A 21601-nucleotide genomic window follows, 5' to 3' on the forward strand; every position below is an offset into this window, starting at 1 on the left:
AACCTTACCGCCGAATAATAAACCACTCTACGGGCAGGGTTAAATAGTGATACTCGTAATATGCCAAGCATTTCGCAAAATGAGCCGCACGGGCCATCAATCGATATTCATCGTTGCGCACAGCACCGAAACTTTGCCCTGGCAGCACCAAATTTAAGAGCGGGAGAAATTGTTTAATCTTGCCGACCGTCTCATACTGGACACCGCAAAAAAACAATCGGTCTCGTCGATATCAAAGAAGGATTTTTCGGTATGTTTTCCCGTTTTTACCTGAAGACCGGCCTGCTGCTGGCAGCGCTCGGCGGTGTTTTCAGCGTTTCGGCAGCCACTCAGCCCGCAAAAGATGCCCCGATGGGCAGATTCGCCGCCGAGCAGACTCGCCACATCGCCACCTATTTTCCTGGCCGCATGGCCGGCAGCCCGGCAGAATTGCTCACCGCAGACTATCTGAAACAGCAGTTCAGCAAGATGGGGTATCAGAGCGATATCCGCAGTTTCAACACGCGCTATCTGTACACCAGCAAAGACGGCAAGAAGAACTGGAATAACATTACCGCCAGCTCGGTAATCGCCGCTAAAAATGGCAGCCTTCCGCAGCAAATTCTGATTGTGGCGCATTTTGATACCTACACGCCGCAAAGCGACGCCGATCTGGACAACAACCTTGGCGGCCTGACGTTGCAGGGGGTCGATGACAATGCCTCTGGCGTCGGCGTAATGCTGGAGCTGGCGGATCGTCTGAAGAACATTCCCACCGCTTACGCCCTGCGCTTTGTCGCCACCAGCGCCGAAGAGCTGGGTTCGCTGGGTGCGCAGAACTATCTGCAGCGCATGAGCGAAGAGGAGAAACGCAATACCCTGCTGGTGATTAACCTCGACAGCCTGATTACCGGCGATCGCCTGTATTTCAACGCCGGCCTCAATACGCCGCCAAAGCTGGCGAAACAGAGCCGCGATCGCGCATTGGATATTGCCCACCGCTACGGCATCGCCGCAGCCACTAACCCAGGCAGCAAAGCGCACCCGAAAGGCACCGGCTGCTGTTCCGATCAGGAAGTGTTCGATAAAGCCGGTATCCCGGTGCTGTCGGTAGAAGCCACCAACTGGTCACTGGGCGATAAAGACGGCTATCAGCAGCGCGCTGTCAGCCCCCATTTCCCGCAGGGCATCACCTGGCATCGTCCGCAGTACGATAACCTGCAGTATCTGGAGCGCAATCTGCCAGGGCGTATCGACAAGCGCAGCCGCGAGAGCGTACAGATCCTGCTGCCACTGATTAAAGAGCTGGCTCAGGCGCACCCGCCCAAAGTCCAAAAACAGAAAAAGTAGTCTTCCTGAAAACGCCAAGGGCCCAGCAGATGCTGAGCCCTTAAAGAGGTTAATGCGCTATTAGCCTTCGTGCAGGCCGCACTCACGCTTCAGGCCGAAGAAGCGAGTTTCTTCTTCGCTCATGCCCGGTTCCCACTTCTGCGTGGTATGGGTATCCCCCACTGACAGATAGCCCTGTTCCCACAGCGGGTGATAACTGAGGCCGTGCTCAGTCAGGTATTGATAAATCTTGCGGTTGTCCCAGTCGATAATCGGCAGGATCTTGAACACCCCACGTTGCACCGCCAGCACCGGTAGATTGGCGCGGCTGCCGGATTGCTCGCGGCGCAGGCCGGCGAACCAGGTTTGTCCGCCCAGCGTTTCCAATGCGCGGTTCATCGGCTCAACCTTGTTGATCAAGTTGTATTTTTCGATACCTTCAACGCCCTGCTCCCACAGCTTGCCGTAGCGGGCCTCTTGCCAGGCTGGCGACTGTTCGGCACGAAACACCTGCAGGTTCAGCTTCAGTTTGTCGACCAGTTGATCGATAAACTGATAGGTTTCAGGGAACAGATAGCCGGTATCGGTGAGGATCACCGGAATATCCGGTTTGATCCGCGTGACCAGATGCAGGCACACCGCCGCCTGAATGCCAAAACTTGAAGAGAGCACAAACTCGCCGGGCAGATGTTCCAGCGCCCATTCCACGCGTTGCTCGGCGGAAAGCGTTTCCAACTGGCCATTAACTACCGCCAGTGCCAACGCCTGCCCAGACTTGGGCAGCGCATTCAGCGCCGCCAGATCGAATTCAGCCATGTTGCCTGCCTCCTGATGCTTGAATCATACCGCGCGGATCCGGCCCCCGCTGTAAGCGGGGCCAAACGGCGTCAGTCCCAGAAATCCTGCGCCGAATCAATCACCGGCTTGACCACGCCGACGCGGATGGTGAAATCACCAAAACCTTCGCCCGTGTTACGCTCTGTGGCCCAGCGGCCCACCAGTTGGTCAATCTCTCGCAGAATTTCTTCTTCGTTGATATTTTCCCGGTACATGCGCGGAATACGCGTACCTTCCCGGTTGCCGCCCAGATGCAGGTTATAGCGGCCAACCGCTTTCCCCACCAGGCCAATTTCCGCCAATAACGCGCGGCCACAGCCGTTCGGGCAGCCTGTAATACGCAACACTATGTGCTCGTCACCCACGCCGTGGCTGTGCAGGATCCCTTCCACTTTAGTGACGAACGCCGGCAGGAAACGCTCAGCCTCCGCCATGGCCAACGGACAGGTCGGGAAGGATACGCAGGCCATCGAGTTTTGACGTTGCTCGCTGATCCCGTCGTCGATCAACCCGTGTTCACGAGCGATCGCTTCGATCTTCGCCTTCTCACTTTCCGGTACGCCGGCGACAATCAGGTTCTGGTTGGCCGTCAGACGGAAATCCCCTTTGTGGATCCTGGCGATCTCGGCAACGCCGGTTTTCAACGGGCGCCCTGGATAGTCCAGCAGGCGGCCATTCTCGATAAACAGCGTCAGGTGCCACTGGTTATCAATGCCTTTAACCCAACCAATGCGATCGCCACGGCCGGTAAACTCGTACGGACGGATCGGTTCAAAGGTGATACCGGCCCGTTTTTCCACTTCGGCACGGAAGGTATCAACCCCAACGCGTTCCAGCGTGTATTTGGTTTTGGCGTTCTTGCGATCGGTACGGTTACCCCAGTCGCGCTGGGTGGTCACCACCGCTTCAGCGACCGCCAGCGTATGCTCCAGCGGGATATAGCCAAATTCGCTGGCCTTGCGCGCATAGGTTTTCTTGTTGCCGTGTTCAATCGACAGGCCACCGCCTACCAGCAGGTTAAAGCCCACCAGCTTGCCGTTTTTGGCAATCGCGACAAAGTTCATGTCGTTGGCGTGCAGATCCACGTCGTTTTGCGGCGGGATCACCACCGTGGTTTTGAACTTGCGCGGCAGATAAGTCGCCCCGAGGATCGGTTCCTCGTCGGTGCTCGCCACTTTTTCCTGATCCAGCCACACTTCGGCATAGGCTCGGGTACGCGGCAGCAGATGTTCGGAGATCTTTTTCGCCCACTCGTAGGCTTCCTGGTGCAGCTCGGACTCCACCGGGTTAGAGGTGCAGAGCACGTTGCGGTTGACGTCGTTAGCCGTGGCCAGCGCGTCCAACCCCAGGCGACCCAACAGCTGGTGAACCGGCTTAACATTGCCCTTCACAATGCCATGGAACTGGAAGGTCTGACGGTTGGTGATGCGGATGCTGCCGTACAGCGTGCTTTCCTGCGCGAACTTGTCAATGCCCAGCCACTGCTGTGGGGAGATAATCCCCCCCGGCAGACGGCAACGCAGCATCATGGCGTGGCGCGGTTCCAGCTTCTGTTCGGCGCGTTCGGCGCGGATATCACGGTCGTCCTGCTGGTACATCCCGTGGAAGCGGATCAGCAGGAAGTTGTCACCGTTAAAACCGCCGGTCAGGCCATCCTTCAAGTCTTCGGCGATGGTGCCGCGCAGGAAGTTGCTTTCTTTCTTCAAACGCTCGGCATCGGCCAATTTGCCTTCGACCACCAGAGGTCCCGGGTGTTTATCACTCATCAGTAGACATCTCGCTGATAACGGCGCTCAAGGCGCAGCTCACTTAAAAATTCATCCGCCAGCTCGGTATCCATGCCACCGTGCTCGGCCACCAGTTCCAGTAATGTGTTTTCCACGTCTTTCGCCATGCGGTTCGCATCGCCACAAACGTAAATGTGCGCGCCTTCCTGGATCCAACGCCACACTTCCGCGCCCTGTTCGCGCAATTTGTCCTGGACATAGACTTTATGCTGCTGGTCACGTGACCAGGCCAGATCGATGCGGGTCAGCAGGCCGTCTTTCACATAGCGCTGCCATTCGACCTGATACAAAAAGTCTTCAGTAAAGTGCGGGTTGCCGAAGAACAACCAGTTCTTGCCGCCGGCACCATCAGCATCACGCTGTTGCATAAAGGCGCGGAACGGCGCAATGCCCGTGCCTGGCCCAATCATGATCACCGGAGTTTCCGGGTTGGCCGGCAGGCGGAAATTGTCGTTATGTTCGATGAACACCCGCACGTCGCCATCTTCTTCCAGCCGATCGGCCAGGAAACTGGAGGCTCCGCCTGCGCGGGCCCGGCCTTCGATGTCGTAACGCACCACGCCGACGGTCACGTGCACTTCATTTTCGTTTTCGGCTTGCGACGAGGCAATGGAATACAGCCGCGGCGTCAGCGGACGCAGCAGGCCAATCAACTGCTCTGCGTTCAGATCGGCCGGTGCCTGCCGCACCATGTCGACAATCGGCGTGTTGTGCGCGTAATGCTGCAAAGCCGCGTTATCCGCCAGCAGGCCAATCAGCTTTTCGTCGCGCGACAGCGCCGCATATTTATCGACAATCAGCGTGGTGTTCTGCGTCAGTTCAAAATGGCTGCGTAACGCCTGCGAAAGCGGCAAGGTTTTACCCTCGACCTCCACCGGTTCGTCGCCCTTCAGCCACAGCAGTTGCACCAGTTCATCCACCAGCGCGGGGTCGTTATCGAACCACACGCCCAGCGCGTCACCCGGCCGGTAACGCAGGCCAGAATCCCCCAGATCGATTTCAATATGGCGCACGTCTTTGTCTGAGGCGCGGCCGGTAATTTTTTGCTTCACCGCCAGCTGTGCGGTCAGCGGTTGTTCTTTGCTGTACGGGCTGCTGTCGATCAGGTCAACCGCGCCGCTGGCCAGAACGCCCGGGGCGGCGTTTTCAGCCGGTGCGCGCGCTTTCAACACCTCCACCACCTGTTTACGCCAGGCAGTAGCCAAGTCCTGGTATTCCACGTCGGCGTCTACCCGCTCAACCAGACGCTCAGCGCCCAGTTCGGCCAGCTTGCCGTCGAAATCTTTACCCGACTGACAGAAGTTCTCGTAGGAAGTGTCCCCCAGGCCAAACACCGCAAACGCGGTTTCGTTAAGCTTCGGCGCTTTCTTGGAGAACAGGAATTTATGCAGGGCAACCGCCTCTTCCGCCGGTTCACCTTCCCCTTGGGTGGAGGCGACGATCACCAGCAGACGTTCCTGGGCAATTTGCTTGAATTTGTAGTCGCCGGCGTTAACCAGCGTGACGCTCAGCTTGGCGGCCAACAGATCGTCGCGCAATTGTTCCGCCAGGCGACGCGCATTGCCGGTCTGCGAAGCGGAAATCAGCGTGATGCTGGCGGCAGCGGTGGCAGCCGGCGCAATGGCTACCGCGCCAGGCTGTTGATTAACCATTCCCCAGAAATAGCCTGACAGCCACGCCAGCTGCGTAGGTGAATATTCACCAATCGCCGCCTGCAGGCGCGCCAGCTGTTCGGGTGTCAGCGGGAGCATCGATGTTGGAGGAGCCTGAGTCGTCATTGCAGTACTTATTTCCTTACTTATAGCCTATGAATTTCAAGCTGCAGCCAGGCGGCCAGCTCGCTCATCCCCAGTCGCTTACTTAGGTAAGTAACTGGGGTTAGCGAGTGCAGGTAACAACGCTGCAGTTTGAAAGGCAACGGGTATGGCACCTATCCAGCCAGGTGCTCGCCTGTGTCAGTCGCTGTCTTTTCGTTCAGTCTGCGGTCCTGAAAAGATCAGGAGAGTTTGTAAGGTTACCGAGCACAATAGCAACGATTAAATAAGGGATAGCAATAATTAATAACCAAAATGACTAAGCTGTTTTTCTGGTAAAGGATAGTGCTTAAAGCGTTAAGCAGAGATTTTTATCCAACTGAAAATAAAGCTGTTTTTTTGACGTTATTTGAATGAATCGTATTTACTACTCATTACCCCAACCGATAGGTCCGGTCGGCACCAAACAAAAAAAGTGTTAACCGTGCATTTACCACGGTGGCAGTAGACCATAGCGGTATAAATGGCAAGCAGGCTCCGTTTCCGGTAAACTTCGGCGGTTTTTGAGTCAATGAGGCCGTAATAATGGCAACCACGCTGTTTAAAGATTTTCAGTTTGAAGCCGCCCACCGTCTGCCGCACGTACCTGAGGGCCATAAATGCGGCCGTCTGCACGGGCATTCGTTTATGGTGCGTCTGGAAGTGACCGGTGAAGTGGATGCGCACACCGGTTGGGTGATGGATTTCGCCGAGCTTAAAGCCGTGTTCTCCCCTATTTGGGAGCGCTTGGATCACCATTATCTGAACGATATTCCAGGATTGGAAAATCCCACCAGCGAAGTGCTTGCCGCCTGGATCTGGCAACAGCTCAAACCTCAGTTGCCGGAGCTGACTGCGGTGATGGTGAAAGAAACCTGTACCGCAGGATGCGTGTATAAAGGTTAAAGAAAGGGCGCCCCATGGCGCCCTGAATTTTATGCGATGTTCAGATATTTATGCGTCTGCATCGACAGCCGCCAGTTGCGCGCAATGCAGGTTTCAATGCACAAACGGGTCGCCTCTTCCTTCTGGCTGATCGGTTGCAGTGCAATAATGCGCGGCTTCTCATCATGCAGCGTCGCCAACAACGCATCCAATGCTTCGATATCGCGCTCACGCCCAACCGGGTGCTTCACTTCATCAGCACGTTGCAAAGCCTGATCCAACACCTTCATGCCACCGCGCATATTCACCTTGGGGGATACCGTCACCCAGGTTTTCGCCGAGCACCGGATTTCGTGGGTGCCGCTGGTTTCAATCTGGCAGCCGTAACCGTTGTCTTCCAGCAGTTGGGTCAACGGGGCCAGATCGTAAATGCAGGGTTCGCCGCCGGTGATCACCACGTGGCGTGCGGTATACCCTTGCTGACGCATCACCGACAGCAGCTGTTCGGCACTGGCACTGCCCCAGGCATCACTTTCTTCGGTTTTCACCAGGATCCGTTGCATGTCGACTTCCCGATTGGCTTCCTTTTCCCAGGTATGTTTGGTGTCGCACCAGCTGCATCCTACCGGGCAGCCCTGCAAGCGAATAAAGATGGCTGGAACGCCGGTGAAAAAGCCTTCGCCCTGCAAGGTTTGGAACATTTCATTAATCGGGTACTGCATCGGTTTCTCAATCTGGAAAGGTAAAAAGAGATTATCGCAGATTCCAGCCCGGCGACCAAACAGGCGAAATTGTATTAAATTTTATCCTCCGCCCTTGGGCCAGTTGATCTCACCGGCTATCCACTTCATTTAATTCGCTTCCCGGGCAATCCCCTTACGCTGACGATGTAATCTGCTTCGCAAAAACAACATTTATTTAACGCATAAGATAAATATATTTGACATAAAGCGCCTGCGCGCAGATGTATATACAGGCAAGCACAAGCCGGGCATCAGTTCCGGCGGTTCATCCACACCATCACATCTGCGTTAGAGGTTGCCATGGCTCATTCCACCGAGTTGAACATTCAGCAGGCCATCGACGACAGCAAATTCTCGCTGTTTCACTGGACTTTGATCATTTTGGGATTCCTGATCCTGGCCATTGATGGCTTTGACACGGCGGCCATGGGGTATATCGCCCCTTCGGTCGCCAAAGACTGGGGCATTGTGAAACAGGATCTGGGCCCGGTACTGAGCGCCGCGCTGCTGGGCCTGTCCCTTGGCGCCCTGGTTGCCGGACCGATTTCCGACCGCATCGGCCGTAAGCGGGTACTGGTGTTTTCATGCCTGTTCTTCGGCCTGTCGAGCCTGGCGACCGCCTACGCCGCTTCGCTCAATAGCCTGACGCTGTGGCGCTTCCTCACCGGCCTGGGGCTGGGGGCCGCGATGCCGAACGCTATCACGCTGATTTCCGAATATGCGCCAAAGCGCTGTCGTTCGTTGGCGATTAACACCATGTACTGCGGTTTCCCGCTCGGGGCGGCCGGCGGTGGCGCGATTTCGTCGTGGCTGATCCCGGCCTACGGCTGGCACAGCGTACTGCTGCTGGGCGCGATCGCTCCGTTGGCGCTGACGGTATTGTTGATCCTGTTCCTGCCGGAATCGGTGAAATACATGGTAAACCGCGGCAAGGAGGCGGCAAAAATCAAACGCATTGCCCAGCGTTTTGTCAGCCAGAATCTCGATAACGTGACGCGCTTTTATCTGTATGAAGAGAAATTGGCACAGTCCAAAACCAGCGTCGGCCTGTTGTTCACCCGCCCTTATCTGACCGGTACGCTGATGCTGTGGCTGACCTATTTTATGGGCCTGGTGATTTATTACGTGCTGCTGAGCTGGATGCCGATCCTGATGCAGGGGCTGGGCTATCAACTGGAGCAGTCGGCCATTTTGACCTCGCTGTTCACCTTCGGCGGCACGCTCGGCATTCTGGTGGCCGGCTGGCTGATGGACCGCTGGAACGCCCATAAAGTGGTGTCGAGCGGCTTTGTGATCACCGCCCTGCTGATTGTGGCGATGGCGACCGAGGACAGCCATATCGTGCTGCTGGGTACCTTTATCTTCCTGATGGGCATCACCATGAACGGTGCGCAGTCCGGTCTGCAAACGCTGGCGGCCACCTTCTACCCGACCCACAGCCGCGCAACCGGCATAGCCTGGATGCAGGGTATCGGCCGCTTTGGCGGCGTGGCGGGAACCATGATGGGGGCACAGTTGCTGGCCATGCAGTGGGAAGTGCAGAGCATTTTGATGTTCCTGTGCGTGCCGGCATTGATTGCCGCCATCGCCACGGTATTCAAAATGACCCGAAGAGCGCTGCTGCAACCAGCTGACAAACCCGTATAAGGGCTAAACCGGTAGGGGTCGAACATGTTCGACCCGATTTAACCCATTGATTATGCTATTGGGCGCAGCATGCAGCTGCCCCTACCATAAAACAACACAGCACTCTGTCAACGGCTCCCCCCCCTCCAGCGATAGGACTTTTTTATCGCTCGCCCTAACTTGTAATGGGTATGTAAATTTATTGTGATTCGCCGCTCAAAAATGACCCATTTTTAATTCATTTTTGTTGAATAGCTCACTGTTCTTCAGTGCGAGCCTAATGGCCCAGCCGTCAAAATAGAAATCATGCCATTGATTTAAAACAAGAATAACTTTCTCTTATGCCTTTTTGGCCGCCCACTGGTCGGTGTTGCATATGCTTGTACATACAAGTATATGTTAATAAACCCTACGCATTGTTATGGCGTGGTGATTCACCCCACCGCACCATGGGATCTGCACCGATACTGTTTGAGGAAAATGCTGTGACTGCAAATAACAAAGTTCGCAATGTCGATGTACGCGCGCCACGCGGCACAAAATTAAATGCAAAAAGCTGGCTGACCGAAGCGCCGTTGCGCATGCTGATGAACAACCTCGATCCGGAAGTGGCGGAAAACCCGCATGAGCTGGTGGTCTACGGCGGTATCGGCCGCGCCGCGCGTGACTGGGACTGCTACGACAAAATTGTCGCCACCCTGAAAACGTTGGAAGAAGACGAAACGCTGCTGGTTCAGTCCGGCAAGCCGGTCGGGGTATTCAAAACCCACAGCAACGCGCCACGGGTGCTGATTGCCAACTCTAACCTGGTGCCACATTGGGCCACCTGGGAACACTTTAACGAACTGGACGCCAAAGGTCTGGCCATGTACGGCCAAATGACCGCCGGCAGCTGGATCTACATCGGTAGCCAGGGCATCGTCCAGGGAACCTACGAGACCTTCGTGGAAGCGGGCCGCCAGCATTACGACGGCAGCCTGCAGGGCCGCTGGGTGCTGACCGCCGGGTTGGGCGGCATGGGCGGCGCGCAACCGCTGGCCGCCACGCTGGCAGGTGCCTGTTCACTGAACATCGAATGCCAACAAAGCCGTATCGATTTCCGTCTGAAGACCCGTTATGTCGATGAACAAGCGACAGATCTGGACGACGCGCTGGCTCGTATCAAGAAATACACCGCCGAAGGCAAAGCCATCTCCATCGCCCTGTGCGGCAATGCGGCAGACATTCTGCCGGAACTGGTGCGCCGCGGCGTGCGCCCGGACATGGTCACCGACCAGACCAGCGCCCACGATCCGCTGAACGGCTATCTGCCAAAAGGCTGGAGCTGGGAAGAGTACCGCGAACGTGCACAGACCGAACCTGCGCAGGTGGTGACCGCCGCCAAACAGTCGATGGCAGAACACGTCGAAGCCATGCTGGCCTTCCAGAAGATGGGCGTACCGACCTTCGACTACGGCAACAACATTCGTCAGATGGCGAAAGAAATGGGCGTCAACAACGCCTTCGATTTCCCAGGCTTTGTGCCTGCCTATATCCGTCCGCTGTTCTGTCGCGGCATCGGCCCGTTCCGTTGGGCTGCACTGTCCGGCGATCCGCAAGACATCTACAAAACCGACGCCATGGTTAAAGAGCTGATCCCAGATGACGAGCATCTGCATCGCTGGCTGGATATGGCACGCGAACGCATCAGCTTCCAGGGCCTGCCGGCACGTATCTGTTGGGTCGGTCTGGGCCAGCGCGCCAAGCTGGGCCTGGCATTCAACGAAATGGTGCGCAGTGGCGAACTGTCCGCCCCGATCGTTATCGGCCGTGACCATCTGGACTCCGGCTCGGTCGCCAGCCCGAACCGCGAAACCGAATCCATGCAGGACGGTTCGGACGCCGTTTCCGACTGGCCGCTGCTTAACGCCCTGCTCAATACCGCCAGCGGTGCGACCTGGGTTTCCCTGCACCACGGTGGCGGCGTCGGCATGGGCTTCTCGCAGCATTCCGGTATGGTTATCGTTTGTGACGGCACCGATGAAGCCGCCGAACGTATCGCCCGCGTGTTGCACAATGACCCAGCCACTGGCGTGATGCGTCATGCGGATGCCGGCTACGACATTGCGATTGAATGTGCCCGTGAGCAAGGTTTGAACCTGCCGATGGTGGCCGCGACTCAAGGAGACAAAGCATGAAAGCGCTGACTATCCGCCCAGGCCAACTGACACTGGCTCAGCTACGCGAAGTTTATCAACACCCGGTGACCCTGACGTTGGACGACAATGCCTACGCCGCAATCCAGCAGAGCGTGGCCTGCGTTGAACGCATTGTCGAAGAAAACCGCACCACCTACGGCATCAATACCGGTTTCGGCCTGCTGGCATCCACCCGTATCGCACCTGAAGATTTGGAAAATCTGCAGCGCTCGATTGTGTTGTCACATGCCGCCGGCGTTGGCGCACCGACCGACGACAATCTGGTGCGCCTGATTATGGTGTTGAAGATCAACAGCCTGTCGCGCGGTTTCTCCGGCATCCGTCTGGAAGTGATCCAGGCACTGATGGCCTTGGTCAATGCCGAAGTCTATCCGCACATCCCGCTGAAGGGCTCCGTGGGCGCCTCCGGCGACCTGGCGCCGCTGGCGCACATGAGTCTGGTGCTGCTGGGCGAAGGCAAGGCCCGCTATCAAGGCGAATGGCTGCCCGCTACCGAAGCGCTGGCTAAAGCAGGCCTGAAGCCGCTAACGCTGGCGGCGAAAGAAGGCCTGGCGCTGCTGAATGGCACCCAGGTTTCCGCCGCCTTCGCGCTGCGCGGCCTGTTTGACGCAGAAGACCTGTACGCCGCAGCCACGGTCACCGGCAGCCTGACGGTGGAAGCCGCTCTGGGCTCTCGTAGCCCGTTTGATGCACGTATTCACGCCGTACGCGGTCAACGTGGCCAGATCGACGCCGCCGCCGCCTACCGCCACCTGCTGGGCGAACGCAGCGAAGTGTCCGACTCGCATCGCAACTGTGAAAAGGTACAAGACCCCTACTCCCTGCGCTGCCAACCGCAGGTGATGGGTGCCTGCCTGACGCAGATCCGCCAGGCCAGCGAAGTGCTGGAGGTCGAAGCCAATGCGGTGTCCGACAACCCATTGGTGTTCGCAGAACAGGGCGATGTCCTGTCCGGCGGCAACTTCCACGCCGAACCGGTCGCGATGGCCGCCGACAATCTGGCGCTGGCATTTGCCGAAATCGGCTCGCTGTCCGAGCGTCGCATCTCGCTGATGATGGATAAGCATATGTCGCAACTGCCGCCATTCCTGGTCGACAACGGCGGCGTCAACTCCGGCTTTATGATTGCCCAGGTCACCGCCGCAGCGCTGACCAGCGAAAACAAAGCGCTGGCGCACCCGGCCAGCGTCGACAGCATTCCGACCTCTGCCAACCAGGAAGACCACGTTTCCATGGCACCGGCCGCCGGTCGTCGCCTGTGGGAAATGGCGGATAACGTTCGCGGTATTCTGGCCGTCGAATGGCTGGCGGCCTGCCAGGGGCTGGATTTGCGCAAGGGCCTGAAAACCACCGAAAGTCTGGAGCAGGCACGTCGCGTGCTACGCGAGCAAGTCAGTTACTACGACAAGGACCGTTTCTTCGCCCCCGACATTGAAGCTGCCAGCCTGCTGTTGGCAACCGGTCATCTGACCTCGCTGATGCCTGCGGCATTGCTGCCTAGCCAGGCATAAATAAAACCTACCACGCAGTTTGTTCTGTCCCACCGGGTGCGTTCCACCCGGTGCGGATAGCGCGTGCCTGTTCTGCCGTAAAAACTCGACGGGAAGCAACATGCATAACGAAACAACACAACTCAGACGCGGACTAAACGCGCGGCATATCCGCTTTATGGCGCTCGGCTCGGCCATCGGCACCGGTCTGTTCTACGGCTCCGCCGGAGCCATCCAGTTGGCCGGCCCTGCGGTGCTGCTGGCATATCTGGTCGGCGGTGCAGCGGTCTTTATGGTGATGCGCGCGCTAGGTGAAATGGCGGTGCATCAGCCGGTCTCCGGCTCCTTCGGTCATTATGCCAGCCACTACCTTGGCCCCTTGGCCGGTTTCCTCACCGGCTGGACCTATACCTTCGAAATGGTGATCGTTGCCCTGGCGGACGTCACCGCCTTCGGCATCTATATGGGGCTGTGGTTCCCGGACGTCGCCCAATGGGTGTGGGTGCTCAGCATCATCATGTTTATCGGTGCGCTCAACCTGTGCAGCGTGAAAGTGTTCGGCGAAATGGAGTTCTGGCTGTCGTTGATCAAGGTGGCGGCGATTGTCGCGATGATCATCGGCGGGGCGGCGGTCATGCTGTTTGGCTTCGGTCAGACCCAGCACGCTACCGGCCTCAGCAACCTGTGGCAGCACGGCGGCTTTATGCCTAACGGCATCGGCGGCGTGGTCGCCTCGCTGGCGGTGGTGATGTTCGCCTTCGGCGGCATTGAGATCATCGGCATTACCGCCAGCGAGGCAAAAGACCCCGCGAAGGTGCTGCCGAAAGCGATCAATGCGGTACCGATTCGCATTCTGTTGTTCTACGTGCTGACGCTGCTGGTGCTGATGGCAATTTATCCCTGGAACAGCATCGGCCAAAACGGCAGCCCGTTTGTTGAGATCTTCAGCAATCTGGGGATCAGTTCCGCCGCCAACGTGCTGAATGTGGTGGTGATCACCGCCGCCATTTCCGCCATCAACAGCGACATTTTCGGCGCCGGCCGCATGATGTACGGCATGGCGCAGGAAGGTCAGGCGCCCAAAAGCTTCACCCGCCTGACCGGCAACGGCGTGCCCTGGATGACGGTGCTGGTGATGTCCATTGCCCTGCTGTTGGGGGTGGTGCTCAATTACCTGATCCCAAAACAGGTGTTTATGATCATCGCCTCCATCGCCACCTTCGCCACCGTCTGGGTATGGCTGATGATCCTGCTGTCGCAGATCGCCATGCGCCGCACGCTGACGCCGCAAGAGGTCAGCAAACTGAGCTTCCCGGTGCCCTGGTGGCCGGTTGCACCGGCACTGGCGACGGTATTCATGCTGTTCGTCATCGGCCTGCTCGGTTACTTCGAAGACAGTCGCATCGCCCTGTACGTGGGGTTGGTGTGGGTAGCCTTCCTTACCCTGGCTTACTGGTTGTGGGTGCGTAAAAAAGGCGGGGGTTCACCCGTCACGTCCTCACCACAGTATTAGTCTCACGAGCCCGCCGTTCCCGGGCTCTTCGTCATTAAAGTGGAGTATCAACATGCAAACACGACACAAATTATGGATACCGCTGATCGCGCTCGGGCTGATGACAGGCAGCCTCTCCGCACGCGCAGCAGGCTGGTGCGAATCCGGCAAACCGGTCAAGTTCGCCGGACTGAACTGGGAAAGCGGCATGCTGCTGACCGACGTGATGCAATACGTACTGCAAAAGGGTTACGACTGCAAAACCGACGCGCTGCCGGGCAACTCCATCACCATGGAGCAGGCGGTCGGCACCAACGACATTCAGATTTTCGCCGAAGAGTGGATCGGCCGCAGTGAGGTCTGGAACAAGGCCGAGAAAGCGGGCAAAGCGGTCAGCGTCGGTGCCCCCATTGTCGGCGCGGTTGAAGGCTGGTACGTGCCGCGTTATGTGATTGAAGGCGATGCCAAGCGTAAGTTGAAACCGCTGGCACCGGACCTGAAAAGCATCCCAGATCTCGCCAAATACGTGCAGGTGTTTCGCGATCAGGAAGAGCCGGACAAAGGCCGCTTCTACAACTGCCCAGCCGGCTGGACCTGCGAACTGGACAACAGCGCGATCCTGAAAAAATTCAACTTGGACGACAAGTTCACCAACTTCCGCCCTGGCACCGGCCCGGCGCTGGATACCGCCATTCTTTCCAGCTACCGTCGCGGCGAACCTATCCTCTTCTACTATTGGTCCCCTACCCCGATTATGGGCCAGCTCGATCTGGTGAAACTGGAAGAGCCGGGCGTGGACAAGAACATCCACATCAAGGTCGGCATTTCCAGTGTGTTTAACCAGCAGGCACCTGAGCTGGTGCAGGTGTTGTCAAAAGTGAATCTGCCGCTCAGTCTGGTTAACCAGAATCTGGCGCGTATGAGCAAGGAACGCATCAGCTCCCAGAAGCTGGCGCTGGAGTTCTTCAAGCAGCACCCGGATATCTGGAAACAGTGGGTCAGCGAAGACGCAGCGAAAAAAATTCAGGCTTCCTTGTAACCGCTTTGGCATTCCGTGAACACCCACCCGTAATCGGATAGGTTTCGGGCCAGACAGGGGAAAACTTATGTTTCCAGAACGCTTTACCTTTTCCATCGCCGATTGGATCAACCGCTGGGTCGACGTGTTGGTCACCAACTATGGCGATATGTTCCGCAAGATCTCCGACACCCTACTGTGGGCGGTAATCCACCTCGAAAGCCTGCTGCGCGCCACCCCATGGTGGGTGATGCTGGCCGTGGTCGGGCTACTGGCCTGGCACGCCACCCGCCGTTGGCTGCCAACCCTGGTGATCGTCGGCCTGTTGCTGCTGGTCGGTACCGCCGGGATGTGGGACAAATTGATGCAAACCCTGGCACTGGTGCTGGTCGCCACGCTGCTGGCGGTGATTATCGGCATTCCGCAAGGCATATTGGCGGCGCGTAGCGATCGCGTACGGGCGGTAATGATGCCGCTGATGGACGTGATGCAAACCATGCCGAGCTTCGTCTACCTGATCCCGGTATTGATGCTGTTCGGCCTGGGCAAGGTGCCGGCCATTCTGGCGACGGTGATCTACGCCACGCCACCGCTGATCCGCCTGACCGATTTGGGCATCCGTCAGGTGGACAAGGAAGTGATGGAGTCGGTGACCGCCTTTGGCGCCAACCGCTGGCAGAAGCTGTTCGGCGTCCAGTTGCCGCTGGCGCTGCCGAGCATCATGGCCGGTATCAACCAGACCACCATGATGTCGTTGTCGATGGTCGTGGTCGCTTCAATGATCGGCGCTCGTGGGCTGGGCGAAGACGTGTTGGTGGGCATTCAGACGCTGAACGTCGGACTGGGACTGGAAGCCGGGCTGGCGATCGTCATTCTGGCCGTGGTCATTGATCGCATCACTCAGGCTTACGGCCGCACCGCCGTTGCGAGGTAACCCCGATGAACAAAATAGAAATCAAAAACGTCTACAAGATCTTCGGCCATAAAACGGCGGCGGCACTGGCACTGAGCCAACAAGGAAAAACCAAGCAGGAAGTGCAGGCCGCGACGGACTGCGTGATCGGCGTGCACGATCTGTCGATGTCGATCGAAGCCGGTGAGATCTTCGTGATCATGGGCCTGTCCGGATCGGGAAAATCCACCTTGGTACGTCACTTCAACCGCCTGATCGATCCCACCAGCGGCCAGATCCTGGTAGACGGTGAAGATATCCTGCGCTACGACGAAAAGCAGCTTGAGCACTTCCGTCGCCACAAGATCAGCATGGTGTTTCAGAGCTTTGGCCTGCTGCCGCACAAAACGGTGCTGGACAACGTGGGCTATGGCCTGAAAGTGCGGGGGGAGAATAAAGAGGTGTATCAGGAGCGTGCGCAGCACTGGATCAACACCGTAGGGCTGAAGGGCTATGAGAAATCCTACCCCCATCAACTCTCCGGCGGCATGCGTCAACGCGTCGGGCTGGCGCGTGCGCTGGCCACCGATACCGATATCATTTTGCTGGACGAAGCCTTCAGCGCACTGGATCCGTTGATTCGCGCCGAGATGCAGGATCAACTGCTGGCGCTGCAAAAAGAGCTGCACAAAACGCTGGTGTTTATCACCCACGATCTGGATGAGGCGGTACGCATCGGCAACCGGATCGCGATCCTGAAGGACGGTAAACTGATCCAGGTCGGCACGCCGCAGGACATTCTTAACAACCCGGCCGACGAATACGTTAACCGCTTCGTGCAACGCCGCCTGGCGCTGGATGAAAATGTGCAAAAACCCCGTCCGATGAGTGTGGCCCGTGCCTGAGGAACCCCAAATGCAATATCCTTCTTCAGTAGAGATCGACCGCCAGCCGCTGCGCTGGCAGGACGTGGTAGCGGTCGCGCGCCATAGGGCGCCGCTCAGCCTGTCGGGCGCGGCCTGGGCACGTATTGAGAACGCGCAGGCTATCGTCCAGCAAATCGTCACCAGCGAACAACGCGCCTACGGCGTCAATACCGGCCTGGGCGCGCTCTGTAACCAGGCACTGCATGGCGAACAGTTGGCGCAGCTGTCGCGCAATACCTTGATGAGCCACGCCTGCGGGGTAGGCACACCGCTGAGCGATGAACAGACCCGCGCCATTATTTGCTGCGCTATCGTGAACTACAGCCACGGTAAATCCGGCATCCAACGGCCGGTGGTTGAGGCGCTGCTGGCGCTGCTCAACCGCAGCGTCACGCCCCTGGTGCCGTCGCAGGGGTCGGTCGGCTATCTGACTCATATGGCGCACGTCGGCGTTGCCCTGCTCGGGCTCGGTGAGGTCAGCTATCGCGGGCAGGTCGTCGCCGCCGCTCAGGCGCTGGCGGAAGAAGGCATAGCGCTGCCACCGCTCGGGGCCAAAGATGGCCTGTGCCTGGTCAATGGTACGCCCTGCATGACCGGGCTGAGCTGCCTGGCGCTGGCCGACGCCTGGCGACTGGCCCGCTGGGCAGACGTGTTGGGGGCCATGAGCTTTGAAGCCTTGCGCGGCCAAATTGCCGCCTTCGACGAGGAAATACTGGCGTTGAAACCGCACCCAGGCATGCAACGGGTGGGCGTAAATCTGCGGGCGCTGCTGAACGGCAGCGAGGTGATTGCCGCCAGCAAAGGTATTCGCACTCAGGATGCGCTGAGCATTCGCTCTATTCCACAGGTGCACGGCGCCTGCCGCGATCAAATTATCCATGCCGAACGACAGATTGAAACCGAACTGAACGGCACCACCGATAACCCGCTGCTGCTTGGCACGCCGGATAACTTCCGCGTCATGTCACAGGCCAATCCGCACGGCGAATCGGTCGCGATGGCCGCCGATGTGTTGGCGATCGCTATCGCCGAACTCGGCGGTATCGCCGAACGGCGTATCGATCGTCTGATTAACCCGCTGGTCAGCGGTTTGCCACCATTTTTGGTCAGTGAGCCGGGCGTCAATTCCGGCATGATGATCGCCCAATACGTGGCGGCTTCGCTGTGCGCAGAGAACCGCCAGTTGGCCCAGCCTTGCGTGGTGGATAACTATGTCACTTCGGCGCTGCAGGAAGATCACCTCAGTCTGGGGACCGGTGCGGCATTGCGGCTGCATAAGCTGTTGGCCAACGTTAACCAGATCCTGGCGATTGAATACCTGCTGGCGGCCCAGGCCTTCGAGTTTTTGCAACGGCAACGCTTCGGCGAAGGTACCGGGCGCGCCTGGCGACTGCTGCGCCAAAGGGTCGAACCTTACCATCAGGATCGCTGGTTGGCGCCCGACATTGCCAGCAGCGCCGCGCTATTGCAGGACGAACAGGCGCTGGCCGAGATTGTCCCTACGCTAGGCTAGCGCTTGCCCCTTCCCGCTGGGCGGGGGCATCAAGGCTCTTTTTGCGCCAAGGCCTGACGAATATCGGCCTGCAGGTCGCCAAGATCTTCCAGGCCGGCGGACAAGCGTATCAGCCCATCGCTGATATGGTGACGCTGCCGCTCTTCGGGGCTGTAGGCCGAGTGGGTCATGCTGGCGGGATGCTGTGCCAGCGATTCGCAATCCCCCAGGCTGACTGCGCGCAAGATCAAACGCAGCGCATTGAGGAAGCGGATGCCCGCCGCCATTCCGCCTTTGAGTTCAAACGCCAGCATGCCGCCCGGCCGCGCCATTTGCCGCTGCGCCAACTCGTACTGGGGAAAATCCTCCAGTCCGGGATAATAGACACGTTCTACCGCCGAATGCTGAGCCAGCATTTCCGCCAGACGCTGGGCGTTGTCGCAATGGCGTTCCATACGTAACGGCAGGGTTTTCAAACCACGCAGCAGCAATGCGGCATCCTGGGCCGACAGCACCGCACCGTTCATGTCTTTCAGCCCGACCAAGCGGATGTCCTGAGCCAAATCCTGACGTGTCACCACCAGTCCGGCCAATAGATCGCCATGCCCCCCGATGTATTTGGTGGCGGAGTGCACCACTATATCGGCCCCCCGTTCCAGCGGCCGTTGCAGATACGGCGTGCAATAGGTGTTATCCACCAGCAGCAGCGCCTGTTGGCGGTGAGCGATTTCGGCCACTGCGGCAACATCGACCAAACGCATATTCGGGTTGGCCGGCGTTTCGCAATATACCATGCGGGTCCGGGGACCTATCGCCGCCGCCAGCCGCTCCGGTCGGGTCAGGTCGACGTGGGTGATTTTCACACCGTAGCGCGCCAATCCGTGATGGAAATAACTGAAGGTACAGCCGTAAATGGTTTCATCGACGATCAGCTCATCCCCCGGATTGAGCAGCGTCCAGCAGCAGGCGGTAATTGCGCCCATGCCCGAAGCAAAGGCCACCGCAGCCTCTCCGCCCTCGAGATTGGCGATCCGCTGTTCCAGCAGGTTAAGCGTCGGGTTGGATATACGTGAATAAAAATACCCCGACTCGCTGCCGTCAAAACAGGCACCGCCATATTCCGCCGTCGGGAAGGTAAAGGTCGAACTCATAAACACCGGTGGGCTTAGCGCCCCGAGGAACTGCTGAGGATCGTAACCATGATGGATGGCGCGTGTTGCAAAGGCTTGCCTGAAGGTGGCAGACATGACAACTCCTTACCTGAGTGAGTGAAAGCAATGACGATTAGTTCGATCAAACGTCCGTGGGCAGTGCGCTGCTGCGCATACGCTGGCCAACGATTTGCAAAGTGCGCAGTACCAGCATCAGGCCCAGCAAGGTGTCCGGCTGTCGCAACAAGGCATACAGCGCACGAAAAGTGGCGGGAGACGAGTCCAACTGCAATTCGGTATGCGCCATTTTCAGCGCCGTTCCACTCTCCCACCCCGCGGCTACCAGGTCTTCAAAAACGCCGGCCAACTTTTCCACCAGTGCGTTATCGGCGATATCCACCAGATCAGACAGCAGCGACAACAGATCGACCACATTATCGAGCCGACCACCGGCCAGCAGCGGCTGTAGTTTTTCCAGCAAAGCCGCCAGCGGTTCATGTTCAGATGCGTTCATAGGCCCTCCGTTATATCAGCCCGCGTACCGTTGCCCAGTAGAGCCCGCGATTAAAGCCGTTGCGCAGCATGCCGCCCGCCTTGGTTGATGGAGTTGGCAACACATCGTGACGGTAGTCATAAACCAGCGGCATCCCGGCCTGCAGCCCCATTTGGGCAATGGCCTGCACCTTGCCGTCGTAGTGGCTGACGGTCTGGCCCAGCCTCAGTTCCGCCACGATATTGTCGGCAATCACCGGCGCCTGATTGTGGCAGGAGCCACCGGCCTTGCTGACCGGCAGATCCACCGTATCGCCGATGACATAGACCCCCTGTTGACCATAAACCTGTAACGTCTGGTGGTCGGTCGGCAACCAGCCTTCGCCGTTGTGGCTCTCGCTCAGCCCCGTGTTGCGCACCGCCTCTACCGCACGGATAGGCGGGGTAGCCATCAAAATATCGAATGGCTGTTGCTCACCTTCGGCGGAATAAGCGATTTTCTGCTGTGCATCCACCCGACTGAGAGTAAACCCGCGCTGATGGCGAATATCCCGCGCGGCGAAAATACCCGGCAAGGCCTCCGCGGTTGGACGCTGTAAAAACAGGCAGTTACGCAGCAACTGCGAAACACTCGGATAGGTATAAACAATTTCAACCGCTTTACGCACTCCGCGTCGACGCAGGTAATCATCGAGCATCAGGGTGGTTTCTATCGGGGCAATACCGCACTGGTGCGGCACATTGGGCGTCTCAGGGAAGGAGACGGTAATGAAAATACGGCCTTTTTCGATGCTCGACAACTTCTGCGCCAACTGCCGGGCCGCCTGATATTGGTAAAAATGATCGCCTGCCTGCGCCAGCCCTTCAATACGTTCAGGCCAGGGTACGCAGCCGGTGGCAAACACCAAAAAATCATAGGAATACTGTTTGCCGCTGCGGGTATGGATCACACGCTGAATTAAATCAAAGCGCTCCGCTTTATCGACAATAAACTGAATTTCCGGCCGCAGCAGGCTTTGCTGTGAGCGGGTTAATTCCTGTTTGAAAAAAGCGTTAAAGGCAACGTACATAAAAGCGGGTTTATAATAATGGACCGGAGAATCCGAAATCATCAATAACTCAACTTTATTATTCAAGATTTCCCGATGTAATTTCGTGGCCAGTAAATTGGCCAATATGGTCCCTCCGGTGCCGCCACCGACAACCACAATCCTGTTACGCATCAAGCCCTCGCCCAGCCGGCCCGCAGGTCGACGATTTTATGAGGAAACGAACGGAGGCAGGAGTACAGGCTTTATCTTTCTGCCTTACTGGCAGTCTAGTAACTAAATAATATAAATCAATACAAAATAGAATATATAAATAGGAATTTTATTATTATAATTAATACATCAAGTTAAAAAATAGACAATTCGATATTAGTTCAATAATAATAAATAACGTACTATCACTCCTGTAAATAATCAGTGAT

17 protein-coding genes are annotated in these 21601 nt (G+C 57.6%); 10 read left to right on the forward strand and 7 right to left on the reverse strand.

The genetic code is table 11. From position 1 onward, the window contains the following. Window positions 1–252 precede the first annotated feature (252 nt). Entirely contained in the window at window positions 253–1329 is a 1077-nt protein-coding gene (locus tag H5P17_RS18795) for an aminopeptidase (RefSeq protein WP_182824544.1), read from the forward strand. 60 nt (window positions 1330–1389) lie between these two features. Here H5P17_RS18795 and H5P17_RS18800 read toward each other — a convergent pair whose 3' ends face one another. The 3 genes from H5P17_RS18800 to cysJ form a co-directional block, all read right to left on the reverse strand. Beyond that, window positions 1390–2124 (reverse strand): phosphoadenylyl-sulfate reductase, encoded by a 735-nt coding sequence (locus tag H5P17_RS18800; RefSeq protein WP_020825257.1) that lies wholly within the window; start codon window positions 2122–2124, stop codon window positions 1390–1392. A 71-nt stretch (window positions 2125–2195) separates the two neighbouring features. Next, a complete protein-coding gene (gene cysI / locus H5P17_RS18805; RefSeq protein WP_182824546.1) occupies window positions 2196–3911 on the reverse strand; it encodes an assimilatory sulfite reductase (NADPH) hemoprotein subunit in 1716 nt (571 codons plus the stop codon). After that, complete coding sequence (gene cysJ / locus H5P17_RS18810) at window positions 3911–5710, reverse strand: NADPH-dependent assimilatory sulfite reductase flavoprotein subunit (RefSeq protein ID WP_182824548.1); 1800 nt, start codon at window positions 5708–5710, stop codon at window positions 3911–3913. Before cysJ ends, cysI begins: the two co-directional genes overlap by 1 nt. 561 nt (window positions 5711–6271) lie before the next feature. Between cysJ and queD the strand changes: the two genes are divergently transcribed. Next, on the forward strand, window positions 6272–6631 hold the full coding sequence (queD, locus tag H5P17_RS18815) for a 6-carboxytetrahydropterin synthase QueD (RefSeq protein ID WP_020825254.1): 360 nt from the start codon (window positions 6272–6274) through the stop codon (window positions 6629–6631). A 29-nt stretch (window positions 6632–6660) separates the two neighbouring features. Here queD and queE read toward each other — a convergent pair whose 3' ends face one another. After that, window positions 6661–7332, reverse strand: coding sequence for a 7-carboxy-7-deazaguanine synthase QueE (queE, locus tag H5P17_RS18820; RefSeq protein ID WP_182824550.1), 672 nt, complete (start codon window positions 7330–7332; stop codon window positions 6661–6663). A gap of 321 nt (window positions 7333–7653) precedes the next feature. Here queE and H5P17_RS18825 point away from each other — a divergent pair, with 321 nt between their 5' ends. The 8 genes from H5P17_RS18825 (at window position 7654) to hutH (H5P17_RS18860) (ending at window position 18508) form a co-directional block, all read left to right on the forward strand. Continuing rightward, a complete protein-coding gene (locus H5P17_RS18825; protein ID WP_182824552.1) occupies window positions 7654–9000 on the forward strand; it encodes an aromatic acid/H+ symport family MFS transporter in 1347 nt (448 codons plus the stop codon). Window positions 9001–9464: 464 nt separating this feature from the next. Then, complete coding sequence (hutU, locus tag H5P17_RS18830) at window positions 9465–11156, forward strand: urocanate hydratase (RefSeq protein ID WP_044554208.1); 1692 nt, start codon at window positions 9465–9467, stop codon at window positions 11154–11156. Beyond that, a complete protein-coding gene (gene hutH / locus H5P17_RS18835; protein WP_182824554.1) occupies window positions 11153–12688 on the forward strand; it encodes a histidine ammonia-lyase in 1536 nt (511 codons plus the stop codon). The genes hutU and hutH (H5P17_RS18835) overlap by 4 nt, the downstream gene beginning before the upstream one ends. A 100-nt stretch (window positions 12689–12788) precedes the next feature. Beyond that, window positions 12789–14180 (forward strand): amino acid permease, encoded by a 1392-nt coding sequence (locus tag H5P17_RS18840; protein WP_044554206.1) that lies wholly within the window; start codon window positions 12789–12791, stop codon window positions 14178–14180. Window positions 14181–14232: 52 nt separating this feature from the next. Next, a complete protein-coding gene (locus H5P17_RS18845) occupies window positions 14233–15198 on the forward strand; it encodes an ABC transporter substrate-binding protein (protein WP_182824556.1) in 966 nt (321 codons plus the stop codon). A gap of 67 nt (window positions 15199–15265) precedes the next feature. Next, a complete protein-coding gene (locus H5P17_RS18850) occupies window positions 15266–16111 on the forward strand; it encodes a proline/glycine betaine ABC transporter permease (protein ID WP_044554204.1) in 846 nt (281 codons plus the stop codon). 5 nt (window positions 16112–16116) lie between these two features. After that, the gene (locus H5P17_RS18855) at window positions 16117–16974 is read left to right on the forward strand and encodes a glycine betaine/L-proline ABC transporter ATP-binding protein (protein ID WP_182824558.1); all 858 of its coding nucleotides are present in this window, start codon (window positions 16117–16119) and stop codon (window positions 16972–16974) included. Between the two features lie 10 nt (window positions 16975–16984). Continuing rightward, a complete protein-coding gene (hutH, locus tag H5P17_RS18860) occupies window positions 16985–18508 on the forward strand; it encodes a histidine ammonia-lyase (RefSeq protein ID WP_182824560.1) in 1524 nt (507 codons plus the stop codon). Window positions 18509–18537: 29 nt separating this feature from the next. Here the strand turns inward: hutH (H5P17_RS18860) and H5P17_RS18865 are convergent, their stop codons facing one another. The 3 genes from H5P17_RS18865 to H5P17_RS18875 are packed head-to-tail and all read right to left on the reverse strand — an operon-like array spanning window position 18538 to window position 21353. Beyond that, the gene (locus tag H5P17_RS18865) at window positions 18538–19734 is read right to left on the reverse strand and encodes a methionine gamma-lyase (RefSeq protein ID WP_044554202.1); all 1197 of its coding nucleotides are present in this window, start codon (window positions 19732–19734) and stop codon (window positions 18538–18540) included. A gap of 46 nt (window positions 19735–19780) precedes the next feature. Further along, the gene (locus H5P17_RS18870; RefSeq protein WP_044554201.1) at window positions 19781–20152 is read right to left on the reverse strand and encodes a hypothetical protein; all 372 of its coding nucleotides are present in this window, start codon (window positions 20150–20152) and stop codon (window positions 19781–19783) included. Between the two features lie 10 nt (window positions 20153–20162). Continuing rightward, on the reverse strand, window positions 20163–21353 hold the full coding sequence (locus H5P17_RS18875) for an FAD/NAD(P)-binding oxidoreductase (protein WP_044554200.1): 1191 nt from the start codon (window positions 21351–21353) through the stop codon (window positions 20163–20165). Between the last annotated feature and the right edge of the window lie 248 nt (window positions 21354–21601).

The organism is Serratia sp. OS31, from assembly GCF_014164835.1.
Taxonomy (GTDB): Bacteria; Pseudomonadota; Gammaproteobacteria; order Enterobacterales; family Enterobacteriaceae; genus Serratia; species Serratia liquefaciens_A.

Bases quoted from the DNA above. Each gene is read 5' to 3' on its own strand.
- H5P17_RS18795 (WP_182824544.1), top strand. From the start codon at position 253: ATGTTTTCCCGTTTTTACCTGAAGACCGGCCTGCTGCTGGCAGCGCTC.
- H5P17_RS18800 (WP_020825257.1), bottom strand. From the start codon at position 2,124: ATGGCTGAATTCGATCTGGCGGCGCTGAATGCGCTGCCCAAGTCTGGG.
- cysI (WP_182824546.1), bottom strand. From the start codon at position 3,911: ATGAGTGATAAACACCCGGGACCTCTGGTGGTCGAAGGCAAATTGGCC.
- cysJ (WP_182824548.1), bottom strand. From the start codon at position 5,710: ATGACGACTCAGGCTCCTCCAACATCGATGCTCCCGCTGACACCCGAA.
- queD (WP_020825254.1), top strand. From the start codon at position 6,272: ATGGCAACCACGCTGTTTAAAGATTTTCAGTTTGAAGCCGCCCACCGT.
- queE (WP_182824550.1), bottom strand. From the start codon at position 7,332: ATGCAGTACCCGATTAATGAAATGTTCCAAACCTTGCAGGGCGAAGGC.
- H5P17_RS18825 (WP_182824552.1), top strand. From the start codon at position 7,654: ATGGCTCATTCCACCGAGTTGAACATTCAGCAGGCCATCGACGACAGC.
- hutH (WP_182824554.1), top strand. From the start codon at position 11,153: ATGAAAGCGCTGACTATCCGCCCAGGCCAACTGACACTGGCTCAGCTA.
- H5P17_RS18840 (WP_044554206.1), top strand. From the start codon at position 12,789: ATGCATAACGAAACAACACAACTCAGACGCGGACTAAACGCGCGGCAT.
- H5P17_RS18845 (WP_182824556.1), top strand. From the start codon at position 14,233: ATGCAAACACGACACAAATTATGGATACCGCTGATCGCGCTCGGGCTG.
- H5P17_RS18850 (WP_044554204.1), top strand. From the start codon at position 15,266: ATGTTTCCAGAACGCTTTACCTTTTCCATCGCCGATTGGATCAACCGC.
- H5P17_RS18855 (WP_182824558.1), top strand. From the start codon at position 16,117: ATGAACAAAATAGAAATCAAAAACGTCTACAAGATCTTCGGCCATAAA.
- hutH (WP_182824560.1), top strand. From the start codon at position 16,985: ATGCAATATCCTTCTTCAGTAGAGATCGACCGCCAGCCGCTGCGCTGG.
- H5P17_RS18865 (WP_044554202.1), bottom strand. From the start codon at position 19,734: ATGTCTGCCACCTTCAGGCAAGCCTTTGCAACACGCGCCATCCATCAT.
- H5P17_RS18870 (WP_044554201.1), bottom strand. From the start codon at position 20,152: ATGAACGCATCTGAACATGAACCGCTGGCGGCTTTGCTGGAAAAACTA.
- H5P17_RS18875 (WP_044554200.1), bottom strand. From the start codon at position 21,353: ATGCGTAACAGGATTGTGGTTGTCGGTGGCGGCACCGGAGGGACCATA.